The sequence below is a fragment of the Salmonella enterica subsp. diarizonae genome, from assembly GCF_008692785.1.
GTDB classification, from domain to species: Bacteria; Pseudomonadota; Gammaproteobacteria; order Enterobacterales; family Enterobacteriaceae; genus Salmonella; species Salmonella diarizonae.
Genome location: NZ_VXJV01000016.1, coordinates 37,427 through 60,737 on the forward strand (window position 1 = coordinate 37,427; position 23,311 = coordinate 60,737).

Annotated in this window: 22 protein-coding genes; 11 read left to right on the forward strand and 11 right to left on the reverse strand. The window is 51.9% G+C overall.

Annotated elements, in window-relative coordinates; translation table 11 throughout:
• Positions 1–49 precede the first annotated feature (49 nt).
• The 5 genes from F4V72_RS22790 to mnmE form a co-directional block, all read right to left on the reverse strand.
• The gene (locus F4V72_RS22790; protein WP_077918443.1) at positions 50–634 is read right to left on the reverse strand and encodes an NADPH-dependent FMN reductase; all 585 of its coding nucleotides are present in this window, start codon (positions 632–634) and stop codon (positions 50–52) included.
• Complete coding sequence (locus F4V72_RS22795; protein ID WP_136058588.1) at positions 634–1,389, reverse strand: 4'-phosphopantetheinyl transferase family protein; 756 nt, start codon at positions 1,387–1,389, stop codon at positions 634–636. The genes F4V72_RS22790 and F4V72_RS22795 overlap by 1 nt, the downstream gene beginning before the upstream one ends.
• 157 nt (positions 1,390–1,546) lie before the next feature.
• Positions 1,547–2,506 (reverse strand): HTH-type transcriptional regulator YidZ, encoded by a 960-nt coding sequence (gene yidZ / locus F4V72_RS22800; RefSeq protein WP_023247196.1) that lies wholly within the window; start codon positions 2,504–2,506, stop codon positions 1,547–1,549.
• Entirely contained in the window at positions 2,475–3,662 is a 1,188-nt protein-coding gene (locus tag F4V72_RS22805) for an MFS transporter (RefSeq protein ID WP_136058589.1), read from the reverse strand. The genes yidZ and F4V72_RS22805 overlap by 32 nt, the downstream gene beginning before the upstream one ends.
• Positions 3,663–3,821: 159 nt before the next feature.
• On the reverse strand, positions 3,822–5,186 hold the full coding sequence (gene mnmE, locus F4V72_RS22810; RefSeq protein WP_053511050.1) for a tRNA uridine-5-carboxymethylaminomethyl(34) synthesis GTPase MnmE: 1,365 nt from the start codon (positions 5,184–5,186) through the stop codon (positions 3,822–3,824).
• Between the two features lie 175 nt (positions 5,187–5,361).
• On the opposite strand from mnmE, the gene F4V72_RS22815 reads away from it, so the two are divergent.
• Positions 5,362–6,420, forward strand: coding sequence for a hypothetical protein (locus F4V72_RS22815; RefSeq protein WP_070803057.1), 1,059 nt, complete (start codon positions 5,362–5,364; stop codon positions 6,418–6,420).
• Positions 6,421–6,715: 295 nt separating this feature from the next.
• Here F4V72_RS22815 and yidC read toward each other — a convergent pair whose 3' ends face one another.
• The 5 genes from yidC to F4V72_RS24890 form a co-directional block, all read right to left on the reverse strand.
• On the reverse strand, positions 6,716–8,362 hold the full coding sequence (gene yidC / locus F4V72_RS22820) for a membrane protein insertase YidC (protein WP_023247200.1): 1,647 nt from the start codon (positions 8,360–8,362) through the stop codon (positions 6,716–6,718).
• A 2-nt stretch (positions 8,363–8,364) separates the two neighbouring features.
• Complete coding sequence (gene yidD, locus F4V72_RS22825) at positions 8,365–8,622, reverse strand: membrane protein insertion efficiency factor YidD (protein WP_001307474.1); 258 nt, start codon at positions 8,620–8,622, stop codon at positions 8,365–8,367.
• Positions 8,586–8,945 carry a ribonuclease P protein component gene (gene rnpA / locus F4V72_RS22830; RefSeq protein ID WP_000239725.1) on the reverse strand — a complete coding sequence of 120 codons (360 nt, stop codon included), beginning with the start codon at positions 8,943–8,945 and terminating at the stop codon, positions 8,586–8,588. Before rnpA ends, yidD begins: the two co-directional genes overlap by 37 nt.
• A 16-nt stretch (positions 8,946–8,961) precedes the next feature.
• Positions 8,962–9,102, reverse strand: a complete 141-nt coding sequence (rpmH, locus tag F4V72_RS22835; RefSeq protein WP_000831330.1) for a 50S ribosomal protein L34 — start codon at positions 9,100–9,102, stop codon at positions 8,962–8,964.
• Positions 9,103–9,330: 228 nt separating this feature from the next.
• Positions 9,331–9,423, reverse strand: a complete 93-nt coding sequence (locus F4V72_RS24890) for a hypothetical protein (RefSeq protein ID WP_418895921.1) — start codon at positions 9,421–9,423, stop codon at positions 9,331–9,333.
• A gap of 340 nt (positions 9,424–9,763) precedes the next feature.
• On the opposite strand from F4V72_RS24890, the gene dnaA reads away from it, so the two are divergent.
• From dnaA to gyrB, 4 genes are all read left to right on the forward strand, one after another.
• Entirely contained in the window at positions 9,764–11,164 is a 1,401-nt protein-coding gene (gene dnaA, locus F4V72_RS22840; protein WP_023247201.1) for a chromosomal replication initiator protein DnaA, read from the forward strand.
• Between the two features lie 4 nt (positions 11,165–11,168).
• Positions 11,169–12,269, forward strand: coding sequence for a DNA polymerase III subunit beta (gene dnaN / locus F4V72_RS22845; RefSeq protein WP_053511042.1), 1,101 nt, complete (start codon positions 11,169–11,171; stop codon positions 12,267–12,269).
• A gap of 197 nt (positions 12,270–12,466) precedes the next feature.
• The gene (gene recF / locus F4V72_RS22850) at positions 12,467–13,540 is read left to right on the forward strand and encodes a DNA replication/repair protein RecF (RefSeq protein ID WP_023247203.1); all 1,074 of its coding nucleotides are present in this window, start codon (positions 12,467–12,469) and stop codon (positions 13,538–13,540) included.
• A 28-nt stretch (positions 13,541–13,568) separates the two neighbouring features.
• The gene (gyrB, locus tag F4V72_RS22855) at positions 13,569–15,983 is read left to right on the forward strand and encodes a DNA topoisomerase (ATP-hydrolyzing) subunit B (RefSeq protein ID WP_023247204.1); all 2,415 of its coding nucleotides are present in this window, start codon (positions 13,569–13,571) and stop codon (positions 15,981–15,983) included.
• A gap of 355 nt (positions 15,984–16,338) precedes the next feature.
• Here gyrB and F4V72_RS22860 read toward each other — a convergent pair whose 3' ends face one another.
• A complete protein-coding gene (locus F4V72_RS22860; protein WP_070803059.1) occupies positions 16,339–17,031 on the reverse strand; it encodes a hypothetical protein in 693 nt (230 codons plus the stop codon).
• A 439-nt stretch (positions 17,032–17,470) separates the two neighbouring features.
• Between F4V72_RS22860 and yidA the strand changes: the two genes are divergently transcribed.
• The 6 genes from yidA to F4V72_RS22890 all read left to right on the forward strand — a co-directional run bounded on the left by yidA (position 17,471) and on the right by F4V72_RS22890 (position 23,309).
• Positions 17,471–18,316: a sugar-phosphatase gene (gene yidA, locus F4V72_RS22865; protein ID WP_070803061.1), complete on the forward strand. Its 846-nt coding sequence runs from the start codon at positions 17,471–17,473 to the stop codon at positions 18,314–18,316.
• A 260-nt stretch (positions 18,317–18,576) separates the two neighbouring features.
• Positions 18,577–19,266 (forward strand): D-galactonate utilization transcriptional regulator DgoR, encoded by a 690-nt coding sequence (gene dgoR, locus F4V72_RS22870; RefSeq protein WP_000174317.1) that lies wholly within the window; start codon positions 18,577–18,579, stop codon positions 19,264–19,266.
• Positions 19,263–20,141 (forward strand): 2-dehydro-3-deoxygalactonokinase, encoded by an 879-nt coding sequence (locus tag F4V72_RS22875; protein ID WP_070803063.1) that lies wholly within the window; start codon positions 19,263–19,265, stop codon positions 20,139–20,141. The genes dgoR and F4V72_RS22875 overlap by 4 nt, the downstream gene beginning before the upstream one ends.
• A complete protein-coding gene (locus tag F4V72_RS22880; protein WP_136057875.1) occupies positions 20,125–20,742 on the forward strand; it encodes a 2-dehydro-3-deoxy-6-phosphogalactonate aldolase in 618 nt (205 codons plus the stop codon). The genes F4V72_RS22875 and F4V72_RS22880 overlap by 17 nt, the downstream gene beginning before the upstream one ends.
• Positions 20,739–21,887, forward strand: a complete 1,149-nt coding sequence (dgoD, locus tag F4V72_RS22885; RefSeq protein ID WP_053529105.1) for a galactonate dehydratase — start codon at positions 20,739–20,741, stop codon at positions 21,885–21,887. The genes F4V72_RS22880 and dgoD overlap by 4 nt, the downstream gene beginning before the upstream one ends.
• Positions 21,888–21,971: 84 nt before the next feature.
• Positions 21,972–23,309: an MFS transporter gene (locus F4V72_RS22890; RefSeq protein WP_000253477.1), complete on the forward strand. Its 1,338-nt coding sequence runs from the start codon at positions 21,972–21,974 to the stop codon at positions 23,307–23,309.
• Positions 23,310–23,311 lie beyond the last annotated feature (2 nt).

The following is a 23,311-nucleotide window of genomic DNA, read 5'->3' on the forward strand; positions in this document are numbered from 1 at the left end:
TATCCGGCCTGGCGTAAGCCCGGTAAGCGTCGCTGCCGGGCATTGCGGATTACGCTTTTACGCGCTGGATATAGTCGCCAAACGCGGTCAGTTGGCCCGTTAAATGGTCCAGTGTGCTTTGGTCGATTACTTCTCTGGCTTGCGGGTCGACTTTATTCTGAATCACGCCGCCCATAAATTCCGGTTTATTCATCACCATCGCGTCGAGGAACACCAGAATCTGGCGCAGATGATACTGACAGCGCGCGCCGCCAATCGCCCCCATTGAACTGGTCTGGATAAGGACCGGCTTACCCGCCAGCGGCTGTTCAGGCAGACGGGATAGCCAGTCGATGGCATTCTTCAGGCCGCCTGGAACTGAATAGTTATATTCCGGCGTCACAATGATGACGCCGTCGGCGTTGCGAATCTGCTCTGCCAGTGCCTCTACGCTGGCCGGAAATCCTTCTTCTTGCTGGATATCGGCGTCATACAGCGGAATATCTCCGATCGAAGGCAGCGGCGATACCGTCATTCCTGCCGGCGCGACTTTAGGCAGCGTACGCGCCACCATTCCGTTAAAGGAACCTTTGCGCAAACTTCCCAGCAATGTAACCACATTCAGTGTTTCAGACATACGTGCCCCTTTTTTCATTACGAACGATTAAGCGTATACGATTTGACGGCGGGGAGTTGGGCGAATCGCATCAGGCGACCGGGTGGCTCATTGGCGCGCGTCTGGATATCGGGCAGGCTTTTCCAACCCAGTTTTCCATCGAACTCCCACACCTTCAACTTTTCTATCGCTGGCGTAACGGCCACGGACCACACCAGCACATCTTCCGCATCACACACGGCTTCAAGCTGCGTGACATGCGCGCACTTGAGGCGTCCGGCAACGGGTAAAAGTTGCAGCTCCCGCGAATCGCCATTCATGACATCGCCGGTGAGTTTTAACACGCTCTGACGCAATGTAATAAGTTGCGCTCGTGCTTCGTTGGGATCGTTTTGATTGGCTACCCATAAATTTTCATTACGGGAGAAAGGGTGGCGTTCGAGCGAATGCGGGCTGTGAAAGCCGCGTGAGGTGCGCTGCAACTCCATATCCAGCCCACACTCTCCTTCGGTGGTCAACGCCACGCCAACCATATTTCCGGCATAGGAGATAGAAAAGCCTGGCAGATTTTTATCACGAAACGCGGGTTTACCTTTCGCCTGAATAATGATTTCCGGTAGCTCGCCAATCCCGTACAGCATAAACATCAGTTCGGCGAGAAGGCCTCTGGAGGCGAGAAAACGCGTTCGTCGGTGAGCAGGTAGGTTTCTGGCTTCAATATGACAAGGCGAAGAGAGACGAATTGAAACCAACTGTCCCTCCGTAAGTATCCCTCTGGCAAAGTGAGTCGCCATTTTTCGCTCCGTGATTAATGGGCCGTGATAATGACGAGAGTAACATTAACGTAAATTATGGATAGGTTTTACGCGCTAAAAATTCAATTTCAGAAGGTTCTTTAATCAGACGGTTACATTTCTGATAAGAGGAAGGTTAATTTATCAACATAGGTGGTTAGATAAGGCGACGGCAGAGCGCGTTGATAGCCTGTCGTAGCCAAACAATCTTAGGATTATGACTGTTACGTTTGTGCCATAACAGGGTAAACGGTACCATGAGTTTTTCCCGCCGTTGCGCATCAAAAGGCAGGGGGCGCGCCACTAACGGTAGCTGGTGGAGTTGATTGTAGTGCTGACAATAGCGCGGCGCGGTTGCTATCAGGGTGTGATCCGGCTGGGCGGCCATAAAGAGCGACTGCTCGAACCCCGGCAGGCTCAACGCGATATGGCGTTTGCGCCCCATTTCTTGCAGGACATCATCCAGCGCCCAGGTATCGCTTTGCTCCCAGCAAATACTGATATGCGGGTAGCGCAGAAAAGTGTCCAGATCCCACGCTTCGCGCAACGCCGGATGATCCTCCCGCAGCCAGACCCACGGCAAATCGCTAAACAGCACCTCAAAATCGATCGCGAGCGGCAACAGACTGAGCAATTCTCGCGAGCGGGGATGGCTTTCGCGTCCGGTAAATCCGATATCGACTTCCCCACGCGTAATCGCCTCCAGCGAGTCATAATCCCAGTTGCGAACCTTAATAGTAGCCTGTGGATAGCGTTGATAAATCTGCTGCGACAGCGAATTAAACATAATCATCATCAGCGGCGACTCTGCCGCCAACTCAAATTTTAAACCGCGCGGCGTTTGATGATGCGGCTTATCAAGCAGTTGATTACCCATCTGCATCCAGTCCGCCAGACTTTGCTCCATACTGACCATCAGCGGTGTCGGCGTCAGACCCAGCGGCGTATTGACGAACAGCGGATCGTCAAACCATGCCCGGAGTTTCGCCAACGATTTACTGACCGCAGAGGGCGTTACGTTCATCCGTTTTGCGGTTTTAGTGACGCTGCGCTCCTGCATCAGTAACTGTAGACATAACAGCAGATTAAGATCGAGACTGGTAAGGGATTTCTTCATGCTCGGATACGGACCTATTAGGTGCGACGGAGAGTATCAGCAGAATACTCACTATGCTACAGCCAATCAGAATCCCGATCAGCATATTCAGCGCGCTGATACCGACTATTGCCGCCAGCCAAATCCACAGTGATGAACCGCAAACCTGCGCGATACCCAACGTGGAACTGGCCATACCGGCGCGCAGCGAAAACGGCCCCAGCGCCTGGCTTATCGCGACGCCAAAACCGACCGAGAATCCGGCGCAGATAAGCGTCAGGCCAAAGAGCGTGACGGTATTGGTATGAGCAAGGCTTAACGTCACGCCAGCCGTCAAAAACAGCCCCTGTGAGACGAGCATTAAGGTTCGCGGCTTAAATAACCCTAGCGCAAAAGGGGTAGAAAAAGAGACAACCATGCTGACGCCTGCCGTGAGCGCCATTGTAACGGCATAGTCGCCACGGCTAAATCCCATCACCTCCATCAGCAGCACCGGAGAGGCATTGACGAAGGTCAGGATCACTGACACGCTAAGGGAAGTGATCGCCAGTCGACTCAGAAAAAAACGGTTAATCAGCGACTCGGCGGCGTGCGACGATCGTGATAAATCGCGTGGAGCCAGCCTTGCCGGGCGCGTCTCGCGTAGGATAAACAGTGATAACAGGCCCACAATAATGCCCATCGCGGACATCGTATAGAACAGACTTTGCCAGGGGAAACGAAGCATAATCAAATGCCCCATCACCGGGGCGAGTACCGGCACAATGCAGGTAATCCCATTCAATAACGACAGCACTTTCGCCCGGCGACGCTCGTCGAGCGTGTCGCGCAGAATGGCGAACGCCACCACGTAGCAGCCGCCTGCTCCCACCCCCTGAAGAAAACGCCCACTCAGAAACAGCGAACCTTCCGACGCCCGTGAACAAAGCAGTGAGGCCATCATAAAGACGATCGCGCCGACGATAGCGACCGGCTTGCGACCTGACTGGTCGGCTATCTTCCCGGCAAACAGCATAGCCGTCGCCATTCCGGCCAGGTAAACGGAGAAGGCGATATGCAACTGCGCCTCGCTAGCGTTCAGATCGGCGGCTATACGCGGTAAACCGACCAGATACATATCAATACCGGCAGGATAGAGTAAAACCAGGGCAAAACTACACAGTAGAAAACGTTTCATAGCGGCCTCACGAAAAGTGTGGCGCTAAGGATACGGGGCGGCGTTGCGCGAGACGAGTTGCCATTTGGACAACAGCAATTTCCTGTGAGGCAATGAGATATCACCCCGGCAGTTACGTAGGCCGGATAAGGCGTCAGCCGCCATCCGGCACGATCAATGTTATTTACCAATACAAAAGCTGGAGAAAATTCGTCCCAGCAGATCGTCGGAGGTAAACTCGCCAGTAATCTCGCTTAAGCTTTGCTGCGCCAGGCGTAACTCTTCCGCCAGCAGTTCTCCCGCCCATGCGCCTAATAGCTGCGCTTTGCCCTGTTCAAGATGTTCAGCGGCTTCCGCCAGCGCCTGTAGGTGACGGCGGCGGGCCAGAAAGCCGCCTTCCATATTGGTATCAAACCCCATACTCTGCTTGAGATGATTGCGTAACACGTCGACGCCTTCGCCAGTACGTGCCGAGAGGCGAACAAGTGTGTAAGTATTTACTTCGCTAATACCCAGCGTCTCGCCGGTGATATCCGCCTTGTTACGGACCACAGTAATCGGTAGATTTTTGGGCAGACGGGCGATAAAGTCCGGCCAGATGTCGGCAGGGTCAACGGCGTCCGTCGTGGTGCCATCCACCATAAACAGCACGCGATCGGCCTGTTCAATCTCCTGCCAGGCGCGTTCGATACCGATACGCTCTACTTCGTCGCTGGCATCGCGTAGACCGGCGGTATCGATGATATGCAGTGGCATTCCATCGATATGGATATGCTCGCGCAGCACGTCACGCGTGGTACCTGCGATATCGGTAACAATCGCCGCTTCACGGCCCGCCAGCGCATTTAGCAGGCTTGATTTTCCGGCATTCGGGCGTCCGGCAATCACCACCTTCATCCCTTCGCGCAGCAGGCTGCCCTGGCGCGCTTCGGCGCGCACGGCGTCAAGATCGGCGATGACGCCATTGAGCTGCGTTTCGATTTTGCCGTCAGAAAGAAAGTCGATCTCCTCATCCGGAAAATCGATAGCCGCTTCGACGTAGATTCGCAGGTGAGTAAGTGCTTCCACAAGGTGGTTAACGCGGGCGGAAAATGCTCCCTGTAACGAGTTCAGCGCCGAACGCGCCGCCTGTTCGGAACTGGCATCGATCAGGTCGGCAATGGCTTCCGCCTGGGCTAAATCGAGCTTATCGTTAAGGAACGCTCTCTCTGAGAACTCGCCTGGTCGGGCAATTCGCACGCCTGGAATCGTCAGAATGCGTTTTAACAGCAGATCGAGGATCACCGGACCGCCATGCCCTTGCAGCTCCAGCACATCTTCGCCGGTAAAGGAGTTCGGGCCGGGGAACCACAGCGCGATGCCCTGATCCAGCGTGGCGCCGTCGGCATCTTTGAATGGCAGGTAATCGGCATAGCGTGGTTTGGGCAGTTTGCCCAGTACCGCCTGAGCGACCTCTTTAGCATTCAAACCGGAAATACGCAGGATACCGACGCCACCGCGTCCCGGTGGGGTAGCCTGGGCGACAATAGTGTCGTTATGGCTCATGATATGTCTCGTAAAATACGAATAAAAAGGCGGTCGTCAGCCGTTCCTTTTTTACCAGACTATGTCTGTTTCCGGGAACCGACAGGCCTACAAATAAGGTAAAAAGCTTATCACCATCAGGCGGAATAGCAAATATAATAATATTTGTTTTTTTATGAACTCACAGGACGGACATATGGGGATTTCTGTTGGTCATTCATATTTTACTGCTACTATCAGCAGCGAAACAATAAATAAAATGTTCTCTTCCGATGAGCTCCCACATATGACTATATGGGAGTGCATAAAAGATTTTTTCTTTGATACAGGGCAAAGAGAAGCTTTAAATTGTTTACATAAATTATGTAACCCCACACCAGATTTAAAGGATACAGACATTACATCTTGTTTCTTTAGGTTAAAAGAGCTAGCTTCACCAGGATATCAGGAAAGATTTATTCATGATTTTGCTGAAGAGTCTTCTACGGGGAGTTTGTATCTTAAAGATAACTATGGGGATGTTTTTCTGTATATAGAAATGAGTGAAGGATTGTGTAATTATACCATACTTGGGAAAACATTTATTTTTAACACCAGCCAAATGCCGCATTCTCAACAGGAATGCGAAACAAGCACACCAAATTTATCCATAATCTTTCAAGAAAGTGAATCTCAATCAAGCTCTGATAGTATATTATGGTTAAAAGATGGTTGTTATTTAGCATCGTATGGAATAGGTGAATTTAACTTAGATTTCAATGAGTTTTACCAGAGCGTGTTGAACTTCATTACCTCAGTACAAAAAGGTGATAATTTCAGGTTGTGGCAAAATGAAGAAAAAGAAACCTATATCTCGGCAATGGTGAATAAAGCAATAGATATTCATTCTGGCGAGAAACAGGTGAAATTATCAAAACAAGTAAAAGAGGGGGTTTTTGAACATGTAAAAAATAACTTAGGTGTGTGTGACCTACGGTTAAATAGTTCCTGTGCACAAAGTTCAATAAAGCATTGTGTGTTAACATTGTTAAATAAAGATAAAGTCTGGGGCAGTTTTATTAATCAAACATCTACTGACGGCGAGGTCAAAAAAACAATAACCACCGATATGGTTAGCATCGTTTCGAATCAAATTTTCGGAAAGATGTTTGGGGACGAAATGAAATTGCCTGAGAAATGGAGTAGCATAGTGTGTTCTTTAGTAAGGGATTCAATAAAATTGATGAGCGAGCCATCTGATTTTATCATGCAATAGATGTATGCGGGTTTTAACACCGTGCTCTAACAACAAGGCATTAAGTCTTTTTAATAGCCAGGAATCAACCGAGCAATTAACTATACTTATTTTGGCTCATTTAAATTTCGCGTATGGGTGAAAATATTAGCGCGTCAGAATAATATTTGTTCTGCCAGGCTGAAATGAAGAAGATGGCCATATTACGAGTGGTAAAAAAACCGCAACGCTACGCATTGCGGTTTTTTTCAGGGCTTGACTGACCATCCGTTAGATTAGCCGGACGTCGGCATAAACGCCTTATCCGGCCTTACGGTCAGGAGTTTTTCTTCTCGCGGCTATGCAGGCCACGTTTTTCCAGACCACGGTAAATTAGCTGCTGCTGAATGATGGTTACCAGGTTGCTGACGATATAGTAGAGCACCAGACCTGACGGGAACCACAGGAAGAACACCGTAAAGATGACCGGCATAAAGGTCATGATCTTCTGCTGCATCGGGTCGGTCACGGTGGTCGGCGACATCTTCTGAATGAAGAACATCGTTACGCCCATCAGGATCGGCAGAATGTAGTACGGGTCCTGTGCAGACAGGTCATGAATCCACAGTGCGAACGGCGCATGACGCAATTCAATGGAACCCATCAGCATGTAGTACAACGCCAGGAAGATAGGCATCTGGATGATCAGCGGGAAGCAGCCGCCCAGCGGGTTAACCTTCTCCGCTTTGTACAGGGCCATCATCTCCTGGCTTTGGCGCTGTTTATCATCGCCAAGACGTTCGCGCATCGCCTGAATTTTTGGCTGCAGCATACGCATCTTCGCCATTGACGTGTACTGCGCTTTGGTCAGTGGATACATGATACCGCGAACGATAAAAGTAATGATAATAATGGAGAAGCCCCAGTTACCCACGAAGCTGTGGATCCACTTCAGCAACTTGAACAGTGGCTGAGAGATGAACCACAACCAGCCGTAGTCCACGGTCAAATCCAGGTGCGGTGCAACAGCCGCCATTTTATCCTGAATTTCCGGGCCGACCCACAGGGTGCTGGTCATCGCGCCAGTCTGACCTGGCTGTACCAGTACCGGCTGCGCTTTATAGCCGATAGCGACAATACCGTTGCCCAGATTGGCGGTGTAGAAATTGTTGGTGCCGTCGTTACGCGGAATCCATGCGGTAGCGAAATACTGCTGCAACATTGCCACCCAACCGCCTTTGGAGCTGACGTTGAGGTTTTCGTTATCGGCAATGGTGTCGAATTTGTATTTCTCATACTTCTCATCTGGCGTGGAGTACGCTGCGCCGCGGAAGGTATGCAGCGCAAAGTTGCTGCTGCCGGTGTCGCGATGAGGCGGTAGGTTGACGGATTGTTTTAACTGACCAAAGGTGGAGACTTCCAGCGGTTTTTCGCCGGTGTTCTGCACGCTATAGTTCACATTAACCGCATAATCGCCACGCTTAAAGACAAACGTTTTGGTAAACGTGTTGCCTGCGGCGTCAGTATAAGTCATCGGAACCTGCAGTTCGTTCTGACCGTCGGCCAGTACAAACGCATCTTTCTCGACGTTATACAGCGGACGCGGGCCGTTAGCCGGGTTATCCGGGCCGTCGCGCCCTGTCAGGCCGCTTTGCGCCTGATAGATAAACTGCGGGGTGGTTTCCAGCAGTTGGAACGGTTCGCTGGAACCCAGTTCTTTCGGGTAAGCCGGGAGCAAGGCCTGCTCGACATCACCACCACGGGTGTTGATAGTCAAATCAAGCACATCGGTTTTCACCGTAATCAGTTTCCCCTGGCCACTGGCTGGTACGCCCTGGTCGGCGGCGCTACCCGCTGCGGTGGTCGTTGTCTGCGTGGTCTGTTGAGTCTGAGGTTGCGGATTTTTATCCTGCTCCCAGGCTTGCCAGATCATGAAAGACACGAACAGCAAAGCGATGACTAAAAGATTGCGTTGCGAATCCATCGTTAGTGTTCTCTGGTATCAAATGGTCCGGGCGGGACGGGATCGTCACCACCAGGGTGTAAAGGGTGGCATTTTAATACGCGTTTCACCGTCAACCAACTGCCTTTTATCACTCCAAACCTGCGCAATGCCTCAATTCCGTAGCTTGAGCACGTTGGCGTGAAACGACAATGCGGCCCAAGCAGCGGACTGATCAGGCGTTGATAGACCCGAATAAGGGCTATCAGGACCCGCGAGCCAGGCGACAGTGGCGGCGCCATAATTTTTCCAACGCTTCCGAGAGAGCACGGTTATCGAGGTCGGCAACCCCTTTTTTCGCCACCACCACGAAATCCATTGCAGGAAGTTCATGCTGGCGCAGACGGAAGCTTTCACGCGTCAGACGTTTAATCCGGTTGCGTTCATGCGCGCGTCGAACGTTTTTCTTGGCGACGGTAAGACCGATGCGGGGATGCCCCAGCGAATTCAGGCGGCCGAGGATGGTGATTTGCGGCGTGCCAGCCCGTTGAGGTTGCTGGAAGACGAATGTGAAATGAGCGGGAGTTAACAAACGTAACTCCCTGGGAAATGCGAGCTTAACCACTCAGGGGTTAGCTTTATTACTTGGAAACGGTCAGACGAGCGCGGCCTTTAGCACGACGACGTGCCAGAACCTGACGACCATTTTTAGTAGCCATACGAGCACGGAAGCCGTGAGAACGGTTGCGCTTCAGTACAGACGGTTGAAAAGTGCGTTTCATGGCGATTTCTACCTAAACTTGAATAAATTCACTGACTTTTGCGTATGCCCGAACAAACTTTGAACGACTTACGCCACAGTGTGGGTGATTAAAGAGGCCGGATTGTAATAATTGTACACTCCGGAGTCAATTCTCTTTCCTTATTTTCCCGCGATTTTCCACGCCTTTTTGTGCGGAAAATAAGCAACGTTGACGCCAGATGACGGGCATTACGCGACGGAGGGAGAATTATACGGGCTGCCAGGTAAAGCGCAAGGATCGCCCTGGATCTTTATGCGATCTTTTAGGTGTCTGGTCACTTTTACATATTAATTTTTTCAATATGCGCGCGAAAGCGTACAGGAGTTCCCCAGGATCGATTACACTTATCCATTCTTGGAAAGTCCTGTGGATAAATCGGGAAGAATCTGTGAGAAACAGAAGATCTCTTGCTCAGTTTAGGCTATGATCCGCGGTCCTGATCGTTTCAAACGATCCTGGTCAGGCATGAACACGAAATCTTTCAGGGCGCGTGAAGTCGCGATCGTTTGAAAGATCCCGTGAAAACCGCAGACAGCGGTTCGTGCGTCACCCTTCATGCAGGGTCTTATCGACGTGCGCCAACAATCATTAATGTATCAGCCTTTGTCATTTATCGACTTTTGTTCGAGTGGAGTCCGCCGTGTCACTTTCGCTTTGGCAGCAGTGTCTTGCCCGATTGCAGGATGAGTTACCAGCCACAGAATTCAGCATGTGGATACGCCCGTTGCAGGCGGAACTGAGCGATAACACGCTGGCTTTGTATGCGCCAAACCGTTTTGTGCTCGATTGGGTAAGAGATAAGTATCTCAACAATATCAATGGATTACTCAACACATTCTGCGGCGCGGATGCCCCACAACTGCGTTTTGAGGTGGGAACAAAGCCCGTTACGCAAACGCTAAAAACGCCTGTGCATAACGTTGTCGCGCCTGCGCAGACAACAATGGCGCAGCCGCAGCGCATAGCGCCTGCGGCCCGTTCGGGCTGGGATAACGTGCCAGCGCCCGCGGAGCCGACCTACCGATCCAACGTTAACGTTAAACATACGTTTGATAACTTCGTCGAAGGTAAATCCAACCAACTGGCGCGCGCGGCGGCACGTCAGGTGGCGGATAATCCTGGCGGCGCTTATAACCCGTTATTCCTCTATGGCGGCACCGGTCTGGGTAAAACTCACCTGCTGCACGCGGTGGGTAACGGCATTATGGCGCGCAAACCCAACGCGAAAGTCGTGTATATGCACTCCGAGCGCTTTGTGCAGGACATGGTAAAAGCCCTGCAAAACAACGCCATCGAAGAGTTTAAACGCTATTACCGCTCCGTTGACGCATTGCTGATCGACGATATTCAATTCTTCGCCAATAAAGAACGATCGCAGGAAGAGTTTTTCCACACGTTTAACGCTCTGCTGGAAGGCAATCAGCAGATCATTTTGACGTCGGATCGCTATCCGAAGGAGATCAACGGCGTCGAGGATCGTCTCAAGTCCCGCTTTGGTTGGGGGCTGACAGTGGCGATCGAACCGCCAGAACTGGAAACCCGCGTGGCGATCCTGATGAAAAAAGCGGACGAAAATGATATTCGTCTGCCGGGCGAGGTGGCGTTCTTTATCGCCAAACGTCTACGCTCTAACGTGCGTGAACTGGAAGGGGCGCTGAACCGGGTGATCGCCAATGCCAACTTTACCGGCCGGGCGATTACCATCGACTTTGTGCGCGAAGCGTTGCGCGATTTGCTGGCGTTACAGGAAAAACTGGTCACCATCGACAATATTCAGAAGACGGTGGCGGAGTATTACAAAATCAAAATTGCAGATCTGCTTTCTAAGCGCCGATCTCGCTCGGTAGCACGTCCGCGCCAGATGGCTATGGCGCTGGCAAAAGAGCTCACCAACCACAGTCTGCCGGAAATCGGCGATGCGTTTGGCGGGCGCGACCACACTACCGTACTTCATGCCTGTCGCAAAATTGAGCAACTGCGTGAAGAAAGCCACGATATCAAAGAAGATTTTTCGAATTTAATCAGAACATTGTCGTCGTGATCCTATGAAATTTACCGTTGAACGTGAACATTTATTAAAACCGCTTCAGCAGGTCAGCGGCCCGCTGGGCGGTCGTCCTACACTGCCGATTCTCGGTAACCTGCTCCTCCAGGTAGCGGACGGTACGCTTTCTCTGACCGGCACCGATCTTGAAATGGAGATGGTCGCGCGCGTTACGCTTTCTCAGTCGCATGAGCCAGGCGCCACTACCGTGCCGGCGCGGAAATTCTTTGATATCTGCCGTGGCCTGCCGGAGGGCGCGGAGATTGCCGTTCAGTTGGAAGGCGATCGGATGCTGGTGCGTTCTGGCCGTAGCCGCTTCTCGCTATCTACACTGCCTGCCGCCGACTTCCCGAATCTTGACGACTGGCAAAGCGAAGTTGAATTTACGCTGCCGCAGGCCACGATGAAGCGCCTGATTGAAGCGACCCAGTTTTCCATGGCCCATCAGGATGTGCGCTACTATTTAAACGGTATGCTGTTTGAAACGGAAGGTAGCGAATTGCGCACTGTCGCGACTGACGGCCACCGTCTGGCGGTGTGCTCAATGCCGCTGGAAGCGTCTTTACCCAGCCACTCGGTGATTGTGCCGCGTAAAGGCGTGATTGAACTGATGCGTATGCTCGACGGCGGCGAAAACCCGCTGCGCGTGCAGATCGGCAGTAATAATATCCGCGCGCACGTTGGTGATTTTATCTTTACCTCGAAGCTGGTAGATGGTCGCTTCCCGGATTACCGTCGCGTTCTGCCGAAGAATCCGGATAAACATCTGGAAGCGGGCTGCGATATTCTCAAGCAGGCGTTTGCCCGCGCGGCGATCCTCTCTAACGAGAAATTCCGCGGCGTGCGTCTGTATGTCAGTGAGAATCAGCTCAAAATCACCGCCAATAACCCGGAACAGGAAGAGGCAGAAGAGATTCTGGATGTGAGCTACGGCGGGACGGAGATGGAAATCGGTTTTAACGTCAGTTACGTGCTGGACGTGCTCAATGCGCTGAAGTGCGAAACCGTGCGCATTATGCTGACGGATTCCGTATCCAGCGTACAGATTGAAGATGCGGCGTCACAGTCGGCTGCCTATGTTGTTATGCCAATGCGCTTGTAAAGAATATCGGGCTATCTTACTTGTTATTCTGGCTCCGGGCAGTGCTCGCACAAAATACGAAGTATTTTGGACGTCTTATGGACGGCCCGAAGGGCGAGCGCAGCGAGCAATCCTCACGTACTCCAGTACGCTCCGGTTGCTGTGCGCTGGCCGTAACCAGACTAACTGCGCCGATAACGCCCTGGTTATGAGTTGATATGTCGCTATCCAGACTGCTAATCAAAGATTTCCGCAACATAGAAAATGCGGATCTCGCTTTATCCCCCGGCTTTAACTTCCTGGTTGGCGCGAACGGCAGCGGCAAAACCAGCGTGCTGGAAGCGATTTATACGCTTGGCCACGGTCGGGCGTTTCGCAGTTTGCAGCCTGGCCGCGTGATTCGTCATGAGCAGGAAGCGTTTGTTCTTCACGGGCGCTTGCAGGGCGAGGAGCGTGAGACATCGATTGGGTTAACCAAAGATAAGCAGGGCGACAGCAAAGTCCGTATTGACGGTACTGACGGTCACAAGGTCGCTGAGCTGGCGCATTTAATGCCGATGCAGTTGATTACGCCGGAGGGGTTTACTTTACTCAATGGCGGCCCCAAATACAGAAGAGCGTTCCTTGACTGGGGATGCTTTCACAACGAAGCCGGATTCTTCACCGCCTGGAGCAACCTGAAACGATTGCTGAAGCAGCGTAATGCCGCACTGCGCCAGGTAAGCCGTTATGAGCAACTACGCCCGTGGGATAAAGAGTTGATCCCGCTGGCGGAACAAATTAGCTCCTGGCGGGCGGAGTACAGTAGCGCTATTGCACAGGACATGGCGGATACCTGTCAGCAGTTTTTACCTGAATTTTCCTTGACGTTCTCTTTCCAGCGCGGCTGGGAGAAAGAGACAGACTATGCGGACGTGCTGGAGCGAAGCTTTGAACGCGACCGTATGTTGACCTACACCGCGCACGGGCCGCATAAAGCGGACTTTCGCATTCGCGCTGACGGCGCGCCGGTGGAAGATACCCTGTCGCGCGGGCAGCTAAAGTTGTTGATGTGCGCCTTACGTTTGGCGCAGGGCGAGTTCCTTACCCGCGAAAGCGGACGGCGCTGCCTGTACCTGATAGATGATTTTGCCTCTGAACTTGACGATGCGCGTCGCGGGCTGCTGGCCAGCCGCTTAAAAGCGACGCAATCGCAAGTCTTTGTCAGCGCAATCAGCGCTGAACACGTTCTGGACATGTCGGACAAAAATTCGAAGATGTTCAGCGTAGAAAAAGGTAAAATAACGGATTAACCCAAGATTAAATGAGCGAGAAACGTTGATGTCGAATTCTTATGACTCCTCCAGTATCAAAGTCCTGAAAGGGCTGGATGCGGTGCGTAAGCGCCCGGGTATGTATATCGGCGACACGGATGACGGCACCGGTCTGCACCACATGGTATTCGAGGTGGTAGATAACGCTATCGACGAAGCGCTCGCAGGTCACTGTAAAGATATCGTCGTGACTATTCACGCCGATAACTCCGTATCTGTAACGGATGATGGCCGTGGCATTCCGACCGGGATTCACCCGGAAGAAGGTGTCTCAGCGGCGGAAGTGATCATGACCGTTCTGCACGCGGGCGGTAAATTTGACGATAACTCCTATAAAGTCTCCGGCGGTCTGCACGGCGTGGGTGTCTCGGTAGTCAACGCCCTGTCGCAAAAACTGGAACTGGTTATCCAGCGAGATGGCAAAACTCACCGTCAGATCTACGAGCACGGCGTGCCGCAGGCACCGCTGGCCGTCACTGGCGATACCGATAAAACCGGTACGATGGTCCGTTTCTGGCCGAGCCACGAAACGTTCACCAATGTCACTGAGTTTGAATATGAGATTCTGGCGAAACGCCTGCGTGAACTGTCATTCCTGAACTCTGGCGTCTCCATCCGCCTGCGCGACAAGCGCGACGGCAAAGAAGATCATTTCCACTACGAAGGCGGCATCAAGGCGTTTGTTGAATATCTGAACAAGAATAAAACGCCGATCCACCCGAATATCTTCTACTTCTCCACCGAAAAAGACGGTATCGGCGTCGAAGTGGCGCTACAGTGGAACGACGGTTTTCAGGAAAACATCTACTGCTTTACCAACAACATTCCGCAGCGCGATGGCGGTACCCACCTGGCAGGCTTCCGTGCGGCGATGACCCGTACCCTGAACGCCTACATGGACAAAGAAGGCTACAGCAAAAAAGCCAAAGTTAGCGCCACCGGCGACGATGCTCGTGAAGGCCTGATTGCGGTCGTTTCCGTGAAGGTGCCGGACCCGAAATTCTCCTCGCAGACCAAAGACAAGCTGGTCTCTTCCGAGGTGAAATCGGCAGTGGAACAGCAGATGAACGAACTGCTGAGTGAATACCTGCTGGAAAACCCGTCCGACGCCAAAATCGTGGTTGGCAAAATTATCGACGCCGCCCGTGCGCGTGAAGCGGCGCGTCGCGCCCGTGAAATGACCCGTCGTAAAGGCGCGCTGGACTTAGCCGGTCTGCCGGGCAAGCTGGCGGATTGTCAGGAACGCGATCCGGCGCTGTCTGAACTGTACCTGGTGGAAGGGGACTCCGCGGGCGGCTCTGCGAAGCAGGGGCGTAACCGCAAGAACCAGGCGATTCTGCCGCTGAAAGGTAAAATCCTCAACGTCGAGAAAGCGCGCTTCGACAAGATGCTCTCTTCCCAGGAAGTGGCGACGCTGATTACCGCGTTGGGTTGCGGTATCGGTCGCGACGAGTACAACCCGGACAAGTTGCGTTATCACAGCATCATCATCATGACCGATGCGGACGTCGACGGCTCGCACATCCGTACGCTGCTGTTGACCTTCTTCTATCGTCAGATGCCGGAAATCGTCGAGCGCGGCCATGTCTACATTGCCCAGCCGCCGCTGTACAAAGTGAAGAAAGGCAAGCAGGAACAGTACATTAAAGACGATGAAGCGATGGATCAGTATCAGATTTCCATCGCGCTTGACGGTGCGACTCTGCACGCGAACGCCAGCGCGCCGGCGCTGTCCGGCGAAGCGTTAGAAAAACTGGTGTCTGAATATAACGCCACGCAGAAAATGATTGGGCGTATGGAGCGCCGCTTCCCGAAAGCACTGCTCAAAGAGCTGGTGTATCAGCCAACTCTGACCGAAGCCGATCTTTCTGATGAGCAGACCGTAACGCGTTGGGTGAATGCGCTGATTACCGAGCTGAATGAGAAAGAGCAGCACGGTAGCCAGTGGAAGTTCGATGTTCATACTAATACGGAACAGAATCTGTTCGAGCCGATCGTTCGCGTGCGTACGCACGGCGTGGATACCGATTATCCGTTGGATCACGAGTTTGTGACTGGCGCGGAGTATCGTCGTATCTGCACGCTGGGCGAGAAGTTGCGCGGTCTGATTGAAGAGGACGCGTTTATCGAACGCGGCGAGCGTCGTCAGCCGGTAACCAGCTTCGAGCAGGCGCTGGAGTGGCTGGTGAAAGAATCACGTCGCGGTCTGGCTATCCAGCGTTATAAAGGTCTGGGTGAAATGAACCCGGATCAGTTGTGGGAAACCACAATGGACCCGGAAAGCCGCCGTATGCTGCGCGTGACCGTCAAAGATGCGATTGCTGCCGACCAGTTGTTCACCACGCTGATGGGCGACGCCGTTGAACCGCGTCGTGCCTTTATCGAAGAGAACGCCCTGAAAGCGGCGAATATCGATATTTAATATTCCCGCGTAATCTCTCCCTTATATAAGGGAGAGATTTAGTCTGTAGGTTGAGGGGAGCGGAGCGAATCCCAACATTTAACAGCGCCTGGAAGGTTTGTCAGCAGTCTGAGATTTAGTAGCGCATTGGGGGTAGTGAGTGCAATACAATGACATATCCAATATAAAGAATTATAGCCACTACAAGTAACGTTATAATTAATATTTTTAATAATTTGTTCATCATATATCCTTGATGTATTTTCCATTGTTTAGCATTAAAGATACTTTGTTGGTTGGATAGAGTATTTACTCCGCCATCCGACAAGATAAGGCTGACATAGAATGCCTGAATACATTCAGGCATTCTTTATTATTAGTAGCGCATCGCCGGTAAAGAATTCATGATAATAATATAGCCAATTGCCTGGAAGGGCGCAGTGACAACATCGCCAATAATAGAGAATGGCATTAATAAAACCTTAGCCGAGAAATGCTTCTTATCACGTGTGAAATTTATTTCATGGGAAGATTTCAGTAATACTTCATTTTCATTATCGGCATCTTTGGGTTGGATTTTTCCTGCTAACGTAAAATAAAAAGGACTGCCAGGGTCGTTTTCATGTACATAAAATGCCTCTCTGACTTTTGATTTTTCTTCTTCCGTCAAAGACTTATAACTGTAGCTAATATCTGAAGGGCGGACGCAATGAAACTCATTTTGTTTGTTCCCTTTTTTACTATCGGTAGAACAGTAAAGCTGTTTGGAAAATTCGATAATTCTTTTATCGATATGAGGATTATTCAGTAAAGTGACGAAATTTCTGGTTGTTGTGTTGATATTATCATCTTTTATATCAAGTTGATAATTATTGTCTTCACCAACAAATGTCCACGTTTTCTCTCCGCTTGTGGTCGTTGATGGTTTGATACTTTTTATTTCATCTGTTTTCCAGACTTCTGTCGTGGGTGCGCTTTCCGTTTTTATAGTATCGAGTAAAGATGACGTCATACAGCCGCTTAAAAAATAACTCATGGCAATGACTGATATTATTTTAATTATTTTCATGAATGTATTCCTTACATGTCATATTCGTTATTATTACCACGCCGCTAATTTTATTGCTATTTTTTCTATCTGCGCTTTCTTACCGGTGTGCCGTTTAATCGAAAGCTGTGTTATTTTTATTTTTTTCAGAGAGCACTAACGGTAATTGTCATCAAATTATTCATTCCTCAAATGGTTTAACGGGACACTCAGTCTCTTTTTCTTCTATAGACGGTGAGTTTCCCAATAACCTCCTTTATTTTTCTGTATGTTATTGCCTGATAAATCGGTCAATGCACAATAGAAGCAACCATTGTAAAGACCGTTAAACTCCTCATCAGGTCGCACAAAAGAGGAATCCTTTTTCCAGAGTTTATCCCCCTTTATCCCTGACTCTTTTACTGTTTTTTGAGCGGAATCGCGTTAGCATGAGTCAGGACTCATTTAATGCGGGGATTTCATGGCTATTAAACTTATTGCTATCGACATGGATGGCACCCTTCTGCTGCCCGATCACACCATTTCTCCGGCGGTTAAAAACGCGATTGCCGCTGCGCGTGAAAAAGGGGTAAGCGTGGTGCTGACCACAGGCCGTCCTTATGCGGGTGTGCACAGTTACCTGAAAGAACTTCACATGGAACAGCCCGGCGATTATTGCATTACCTATAACGGGGCGCTGGTGCAGAAAGCAGGTGACGGCAGTACGGTTGCGCAAACGGCGCTCAGCTATGATGACTACCGTTACCTGGAAAAACTGTCCCGTGAGGTGGGTTCTCACTTCCACGCATTAGACCGAAATACGCTTTATACCGCTAACCGCGATATCAGCTACTACACGGTGCATGAGTCGTATGTGGCGACCATTCCGCTGGTATTTTGTGAAGCGGAGAAGATGGACCCGAACACCCAGTTCCTGAAAGTTATGATGATCGATGAGCCTGCCGTTCTCGACCGGGCGATTGCGCGTATACCGGCAGAGGTGAAGGAAAAGTATACCGTGCTGAAAAGTGCGCCGTACTTCCTTGAAATCCTCGATAAACGGGTTAATAAAGGCACCGGCGTAAAATCACTGGCCGAGGCGCTGAGTATTAAGCCAGAGGAGGTGATGGCGATTGGCGATCAGGAAAACGACATTGCGATGATCGAATACGCCGGTATGGGCGTGGCAATGGACAACGCCATTCCGTCAGTCAAAGAGGTGGCTAACTTTGTGACTAAATCGAACCTTGAAGATGGTGTTGCCTGGGCGATTGAAAAATTTGTGCTGAACCCCGATCACTCATCCGGCCATTTTCCCGCCCGATAAGGCATAGTCGCCATCGGGCAAATACGCGCTTAACGACCCGCACTTGCTGCGGGTTTTTTTATATCTTTCGTTTACGTCTTATAACGTCTCCATAACCAATTGTCTTTTTTGTGATCTAAATTGTAGTACAACATAATTGTGTTGTACTACATTAATGGCATGATAACGACGGTTGATATCACGCTAGTACTACAAAATTGCGGCGTAATTCAGCTATCGCGGTAAAGTAAGAGAGTTCACATCGAGCACAAGGACTCTCTATGACTCTCAATAAAACCGATCGCATCGTTATCACGCTGGGCAAACAGATTGTCAGCGGTAAATACGTACCCGGTTCGGCGCTGCCAGCGGAAGCGGATCTGTGCGAGGAGTTTGAAACGTCGCGCAACATCATTCGCGAAGTGTTTCGTTCGCTTATGGCGAAGCGGCTAATTGAAATGAAGCGCTATCGCGGCGCGTTTATCGCACCGCGTAACCAGTGGAATTATCTCGATACCGACGTGCTGCAATGGGTGCTGGAAAACGACTACGACCCGAGGCTTATCAGCGCGATGAGCGAAATACGAAACCTGGTGGAGCCAGCAATAGCACGCTGGGCGGCGGAACGGGCAACATCAAGCGATCTGGCTGAAATTGAGTCGGCGCTAAACGACATGATTGCCAACAACCAGGACCGGGAAGCGTTTAACGAGGCGGATATTCGCTATCACGAGGCAGTGTTGCAGTCGGTGCATAACCCGGTGCTGCAACAGTTAAATGTAGCGATCAGCTCGCTACAGCGAGCGGTATTTGAACGGACCTGGATGGGCGATGCGGCCAACATGCCGAAAACGCTCCAGGAACATAAGGCGCTATTCGATGCGATACGGCATCAGGATGGCGATGCGGCAGAGCAGGCGGCATTAACCATGATCGCCAGCTCGACACGAAGGTTAAAGGAAATCACATGACAGCTCGCTACATCGCAATTGACTGGGGATCGACCAATCTGCGCGCCTGGCTTTACCAGGGCGACAAATGCCTGGAGAGCAGGCAATCAGAAGCAGGCGTTACACGCCTGAACGGTAAATCTCCTGACGCGGTGTTAGCAGAAGTCACAACACACTGGCGCGACAGCGCCACCCCCGTGGTAATGGCGGGCATGATCGGCAGTAACGTAGGCTGGCAAAATGCGCCTTATCTGCCGGTTCCCGCCCTGTTCTCCGCTATTGGCGAACAGTTAACCGCCGTTGGCGACAACATCTGGATCATTCCCGGATTGTGTGTCTCACGCGAGGATAACCACAACGTGATGCGCGGCGAAGAGACGCAACTGCTTGGCGCCCGCGAACTTTCTCCTTCTTCTGTCTATGTCATGCCCGGCACGCATTGCAAATGGGTACAGACTGATACGCAACAAATTCATGATTTTCGTACTGTGATGACAGGCGAACTCCATCACTTGTTGCTGCGTCACTCGCTGGTCGGGGCTGGTTTGCCGGAACAGGAAGCTTCTGGCGACGTCTATGCGGCGGGGCTGGAGCGCGGTCTTAATTCTCCTGCCGTCCTGCCTTCTCTTTTTGAGGTTCGCGCCTCGCACGTGTTGGGACATCTTGCGCGTGAGCAGGTCAGCGACTTCCTCTCCGGCCTGTTGATTGGCGCGGAAGTCGCCAGCATGAGCGAATCCTTCGCGGCGCAACAGGCTATCACTCTCGTCGCTGGACCCGCGCTGATCTCACGTTACCAACAGGCGTTTCGTGCTATTGGGCGTGATGTTTCAATCGTAGATGGCGATATGGCATTTCAGGCTGGAATAAGGAGCATCGCTCATGCAGTGGCAAACTAATCTCCCTCTCATTGCAATCTTACGCGGTATAACGCCCGATGATGTCCTGGCGCACGTTGGCGCGGTGGTGGATGCGGGATTTAACGCTATAGAAATTCCGCTTAACTCCCCACAGTGGGAAAAAAGCATTTCTTCCGTGGTGAAGGCGTATGGCGGCAGGGCGCTTATTGGCGCTGGTACCGTACTGAAACCGGAACAGGTAGACCAGCTTGCCGGGATGGGCTGCAAGCTGGTCGTCACGCCAAATATCCAACCGGAGGTGATCCGCCGGGCAGTGAGCTATGGCATGACCGTGTGTCCGGGCTGCGCCACGGCAACAGAAGCCTTTGCTGCGCTGGATGCTGGCGCACAGGCGTTAAAAATTTTCCCGTCGTCGGCGTTTGGTCCGGGCTACATCAGCGCGCTGAAAGCGGTACTTCCGCCGGATGTTCCGCTATTTGCCGTCGGCGGCGTGACGCCGGAAAACCTGGCGCAATGGATTAAAGCAGGCTGTGTGGGCGCGGGATTGGGTAGCGATCTCTATCGCGCCGGGCAATCCGTTGAACGCACCGCGCAGCAGGCTGCGGCATTTGTTAATGCGTATCGAGAGGCAGTGAAATGAAAATAACTCACATCACCACGTACCGTTTACCTCCACGTTGGATGTTCCTGAAAATCGAAACGGATGACGGCGTGGTTGGCTGGGGAGAGCCGGTCATTGAAGGTCGGGCACGTACTGTAGAGGCGGCAGTACATGAGTTTGCCGACTATCTGATAGGGAAAGATCCGGCGCGTATCAACGACCTGTGGCAGGTGATGTACCGGTCCGGTTTTTATCGCGGCGGCCCGATTATGATGAGCGCCATCGCCGGTATTGACCAGGCATTGTGGGATATCAAAGGCAAGGTGTTAAATGCGCCGGTCTGGCAACTCATGGGCGGCCTGGTGCGCGACAAAATCAAGGCCTATAGCTGGGTGGGCGGCGATCGTCCGGCAGACGTCATTGACGGTATTGAAAAATTGCGCGGTATTGGTTTTGACACCTTCAAGCTGAACGGCTGTGAAGAGATGGGCGTGATTGATAATTCCCGTGCGGTGGATGCGGCGGTCAACACCGTGGCGCAAATCCGCGAAGCTTTCGGCAGTGAAATTGAGTTTGGGCTCGACTTCCACGGTCGCGTTAGCGCGCCGATGGCGAAGGTGCTGATTAAAGAACTGGAACCCTATCGCCCACTGTTTATTGAAGAGCCGGTGCTGGCGGAACAGGCGGAATATTATCCGCGCCTGGCGGCGCAAACGCATATTCCGATTGCCGCAGGCGAGCGTATGTTCTCGCGTTTTGAATTTAAACGCGTGCTGGACGCGGGCGGGTTGGCGATTCTGCAGCCGGATTTATCCCACGCGGGCGGCATGACCGAATGCTATAAAATCGCCGGAATGGCAGAAGCATACGACGTGGCGCTGGCGCCGCATTGCCCGCTGGGGCCAATCGCCCTGGCTGCCTGCCTGCATATCGATTTTATTTCGCGCAACGCGGTATTCCAGGAGCAGAGCATGGGCATTCACTATAACAAGGGCGCGGAGCTGCTCGACTTTGTGAAAAACAAAGAGGACTTCAGCATGGACGGCGGCTTCTTTAAACCCTTAACCAAACCGGGTCTTGGCGTAGACATTGACGAGGCCAGGGTGATTGAACTTAGCAAAAGCGCGCCGGACTGGCGTAATCCGTTGTGGCGGCATGCTGACGGATCGGTAGCCGAGTGGTGATCGCCACGCTGTAGGCTCGACAAACGTCGCCCTCCGGGCAACCCAATTTAAATATAAAAACACACCCTCTGTAATTTACAGGGCATGGTGAGCGGCTTCGCTATGCCCAGAATCTGGAGACAGATGACGATGGATATTTCAGTTACAGCAGCACAGCCGGGGCGTCGCCGCTATCTGACGCTGGTGATGATCTTTATTACCGTGGTGATTTGCTACGTTGATCGCGCCAACCTTGCCGTGGCTTCCATGCATATTCAAAAAGAATTCGGCATTACCAAAGCGGAAATGGGCTATGTCTTCTCCGCTTTTGCCTGGCTCTATACGTTATGCCAGATCCCCGGCGGCTGGTTTCTCGACCGTATTGGGTCCCGGCTGACCTATTTTATCGCTATCTTCGGCTGGTCAGTCGCGACGCTATTGCAGGGGTTTGCGACGGGACTATTGTCGCTTATTGGCCTGCGCGCTATTACCGGGATTTTCGAGGCGCCGGCATTTCCGGCAAATAACCGGATGGTCACTAGCTGGTTTCCGGAGCATGAACGCGCATCCGCAGTCGGGTTCTACACCTCCGGACAGTTCGTCGGACTGGCGTTCCTTACGCCGTTGCTGATCTGGATTCAGGAGCTGCTGAGCTGGCACTGGGTCTTTATCGTCACTGGCGGTATCGGGATTATCTGGTCATTGGTCTGGTTTAAGGTTTATCAACCGCCGCGTTTGACGAAAAGCCTTAGCCAGGCGGAGCTGGAGTATATTCGCGATGGCGGCGGTCTGGTAGATGGCGATGCGCCAGCGAAAAAAGAGGCCCGCCAGCCGCTGACGAAAGCCGACTGGAAACTGGTGTTCCACCGTAAGCTGGTGGGCGTCTACCTCGGCCAGTTCGCCGTAAACTCTACGCTATGGTTCTTTCTGACCTGGTTTCCTAATTATCTGACCCAGGAAAAAGGCATTACCGCGCTAAAAGCGGGCTTTATGACGACCGTACCGTTTCTGGCTGCCTTTTTTGGCGTACTGCTCTCCGGCTGGCTGGCGGATAAACTGGTGAAAAAAGGCTTTTCGCTGGGCGTGGCGCGCAAAACGCCGATTATTTGCGGTTTGCTCATCTCCACGTGCATTATGGGCGCTAACTACACCAACGATCCGTTGTGGATTATGGCACTGATGGCGATAGCTTTCTTCGGCAACGGATTTGCATCCATTACCTGGTCGTTAATCTCTTCGCTTGCGCCGATGCGGTTGATTGGCCTTACCGGCGGTATGTTTAACTTCATCGGCGGGTTGGGCGGGATTAGCGTACCGTTGGTGATTGGTTATTTGGCGCAAAGTTACGGTTTTGCTCCGGCGCTGGTCTATATCTCCGTCGTGGCCCTGCTGGGCGCGCTGTCTTACATCCTGTTAGTAGGCGATGTGAAACGCGTCGGATAAGT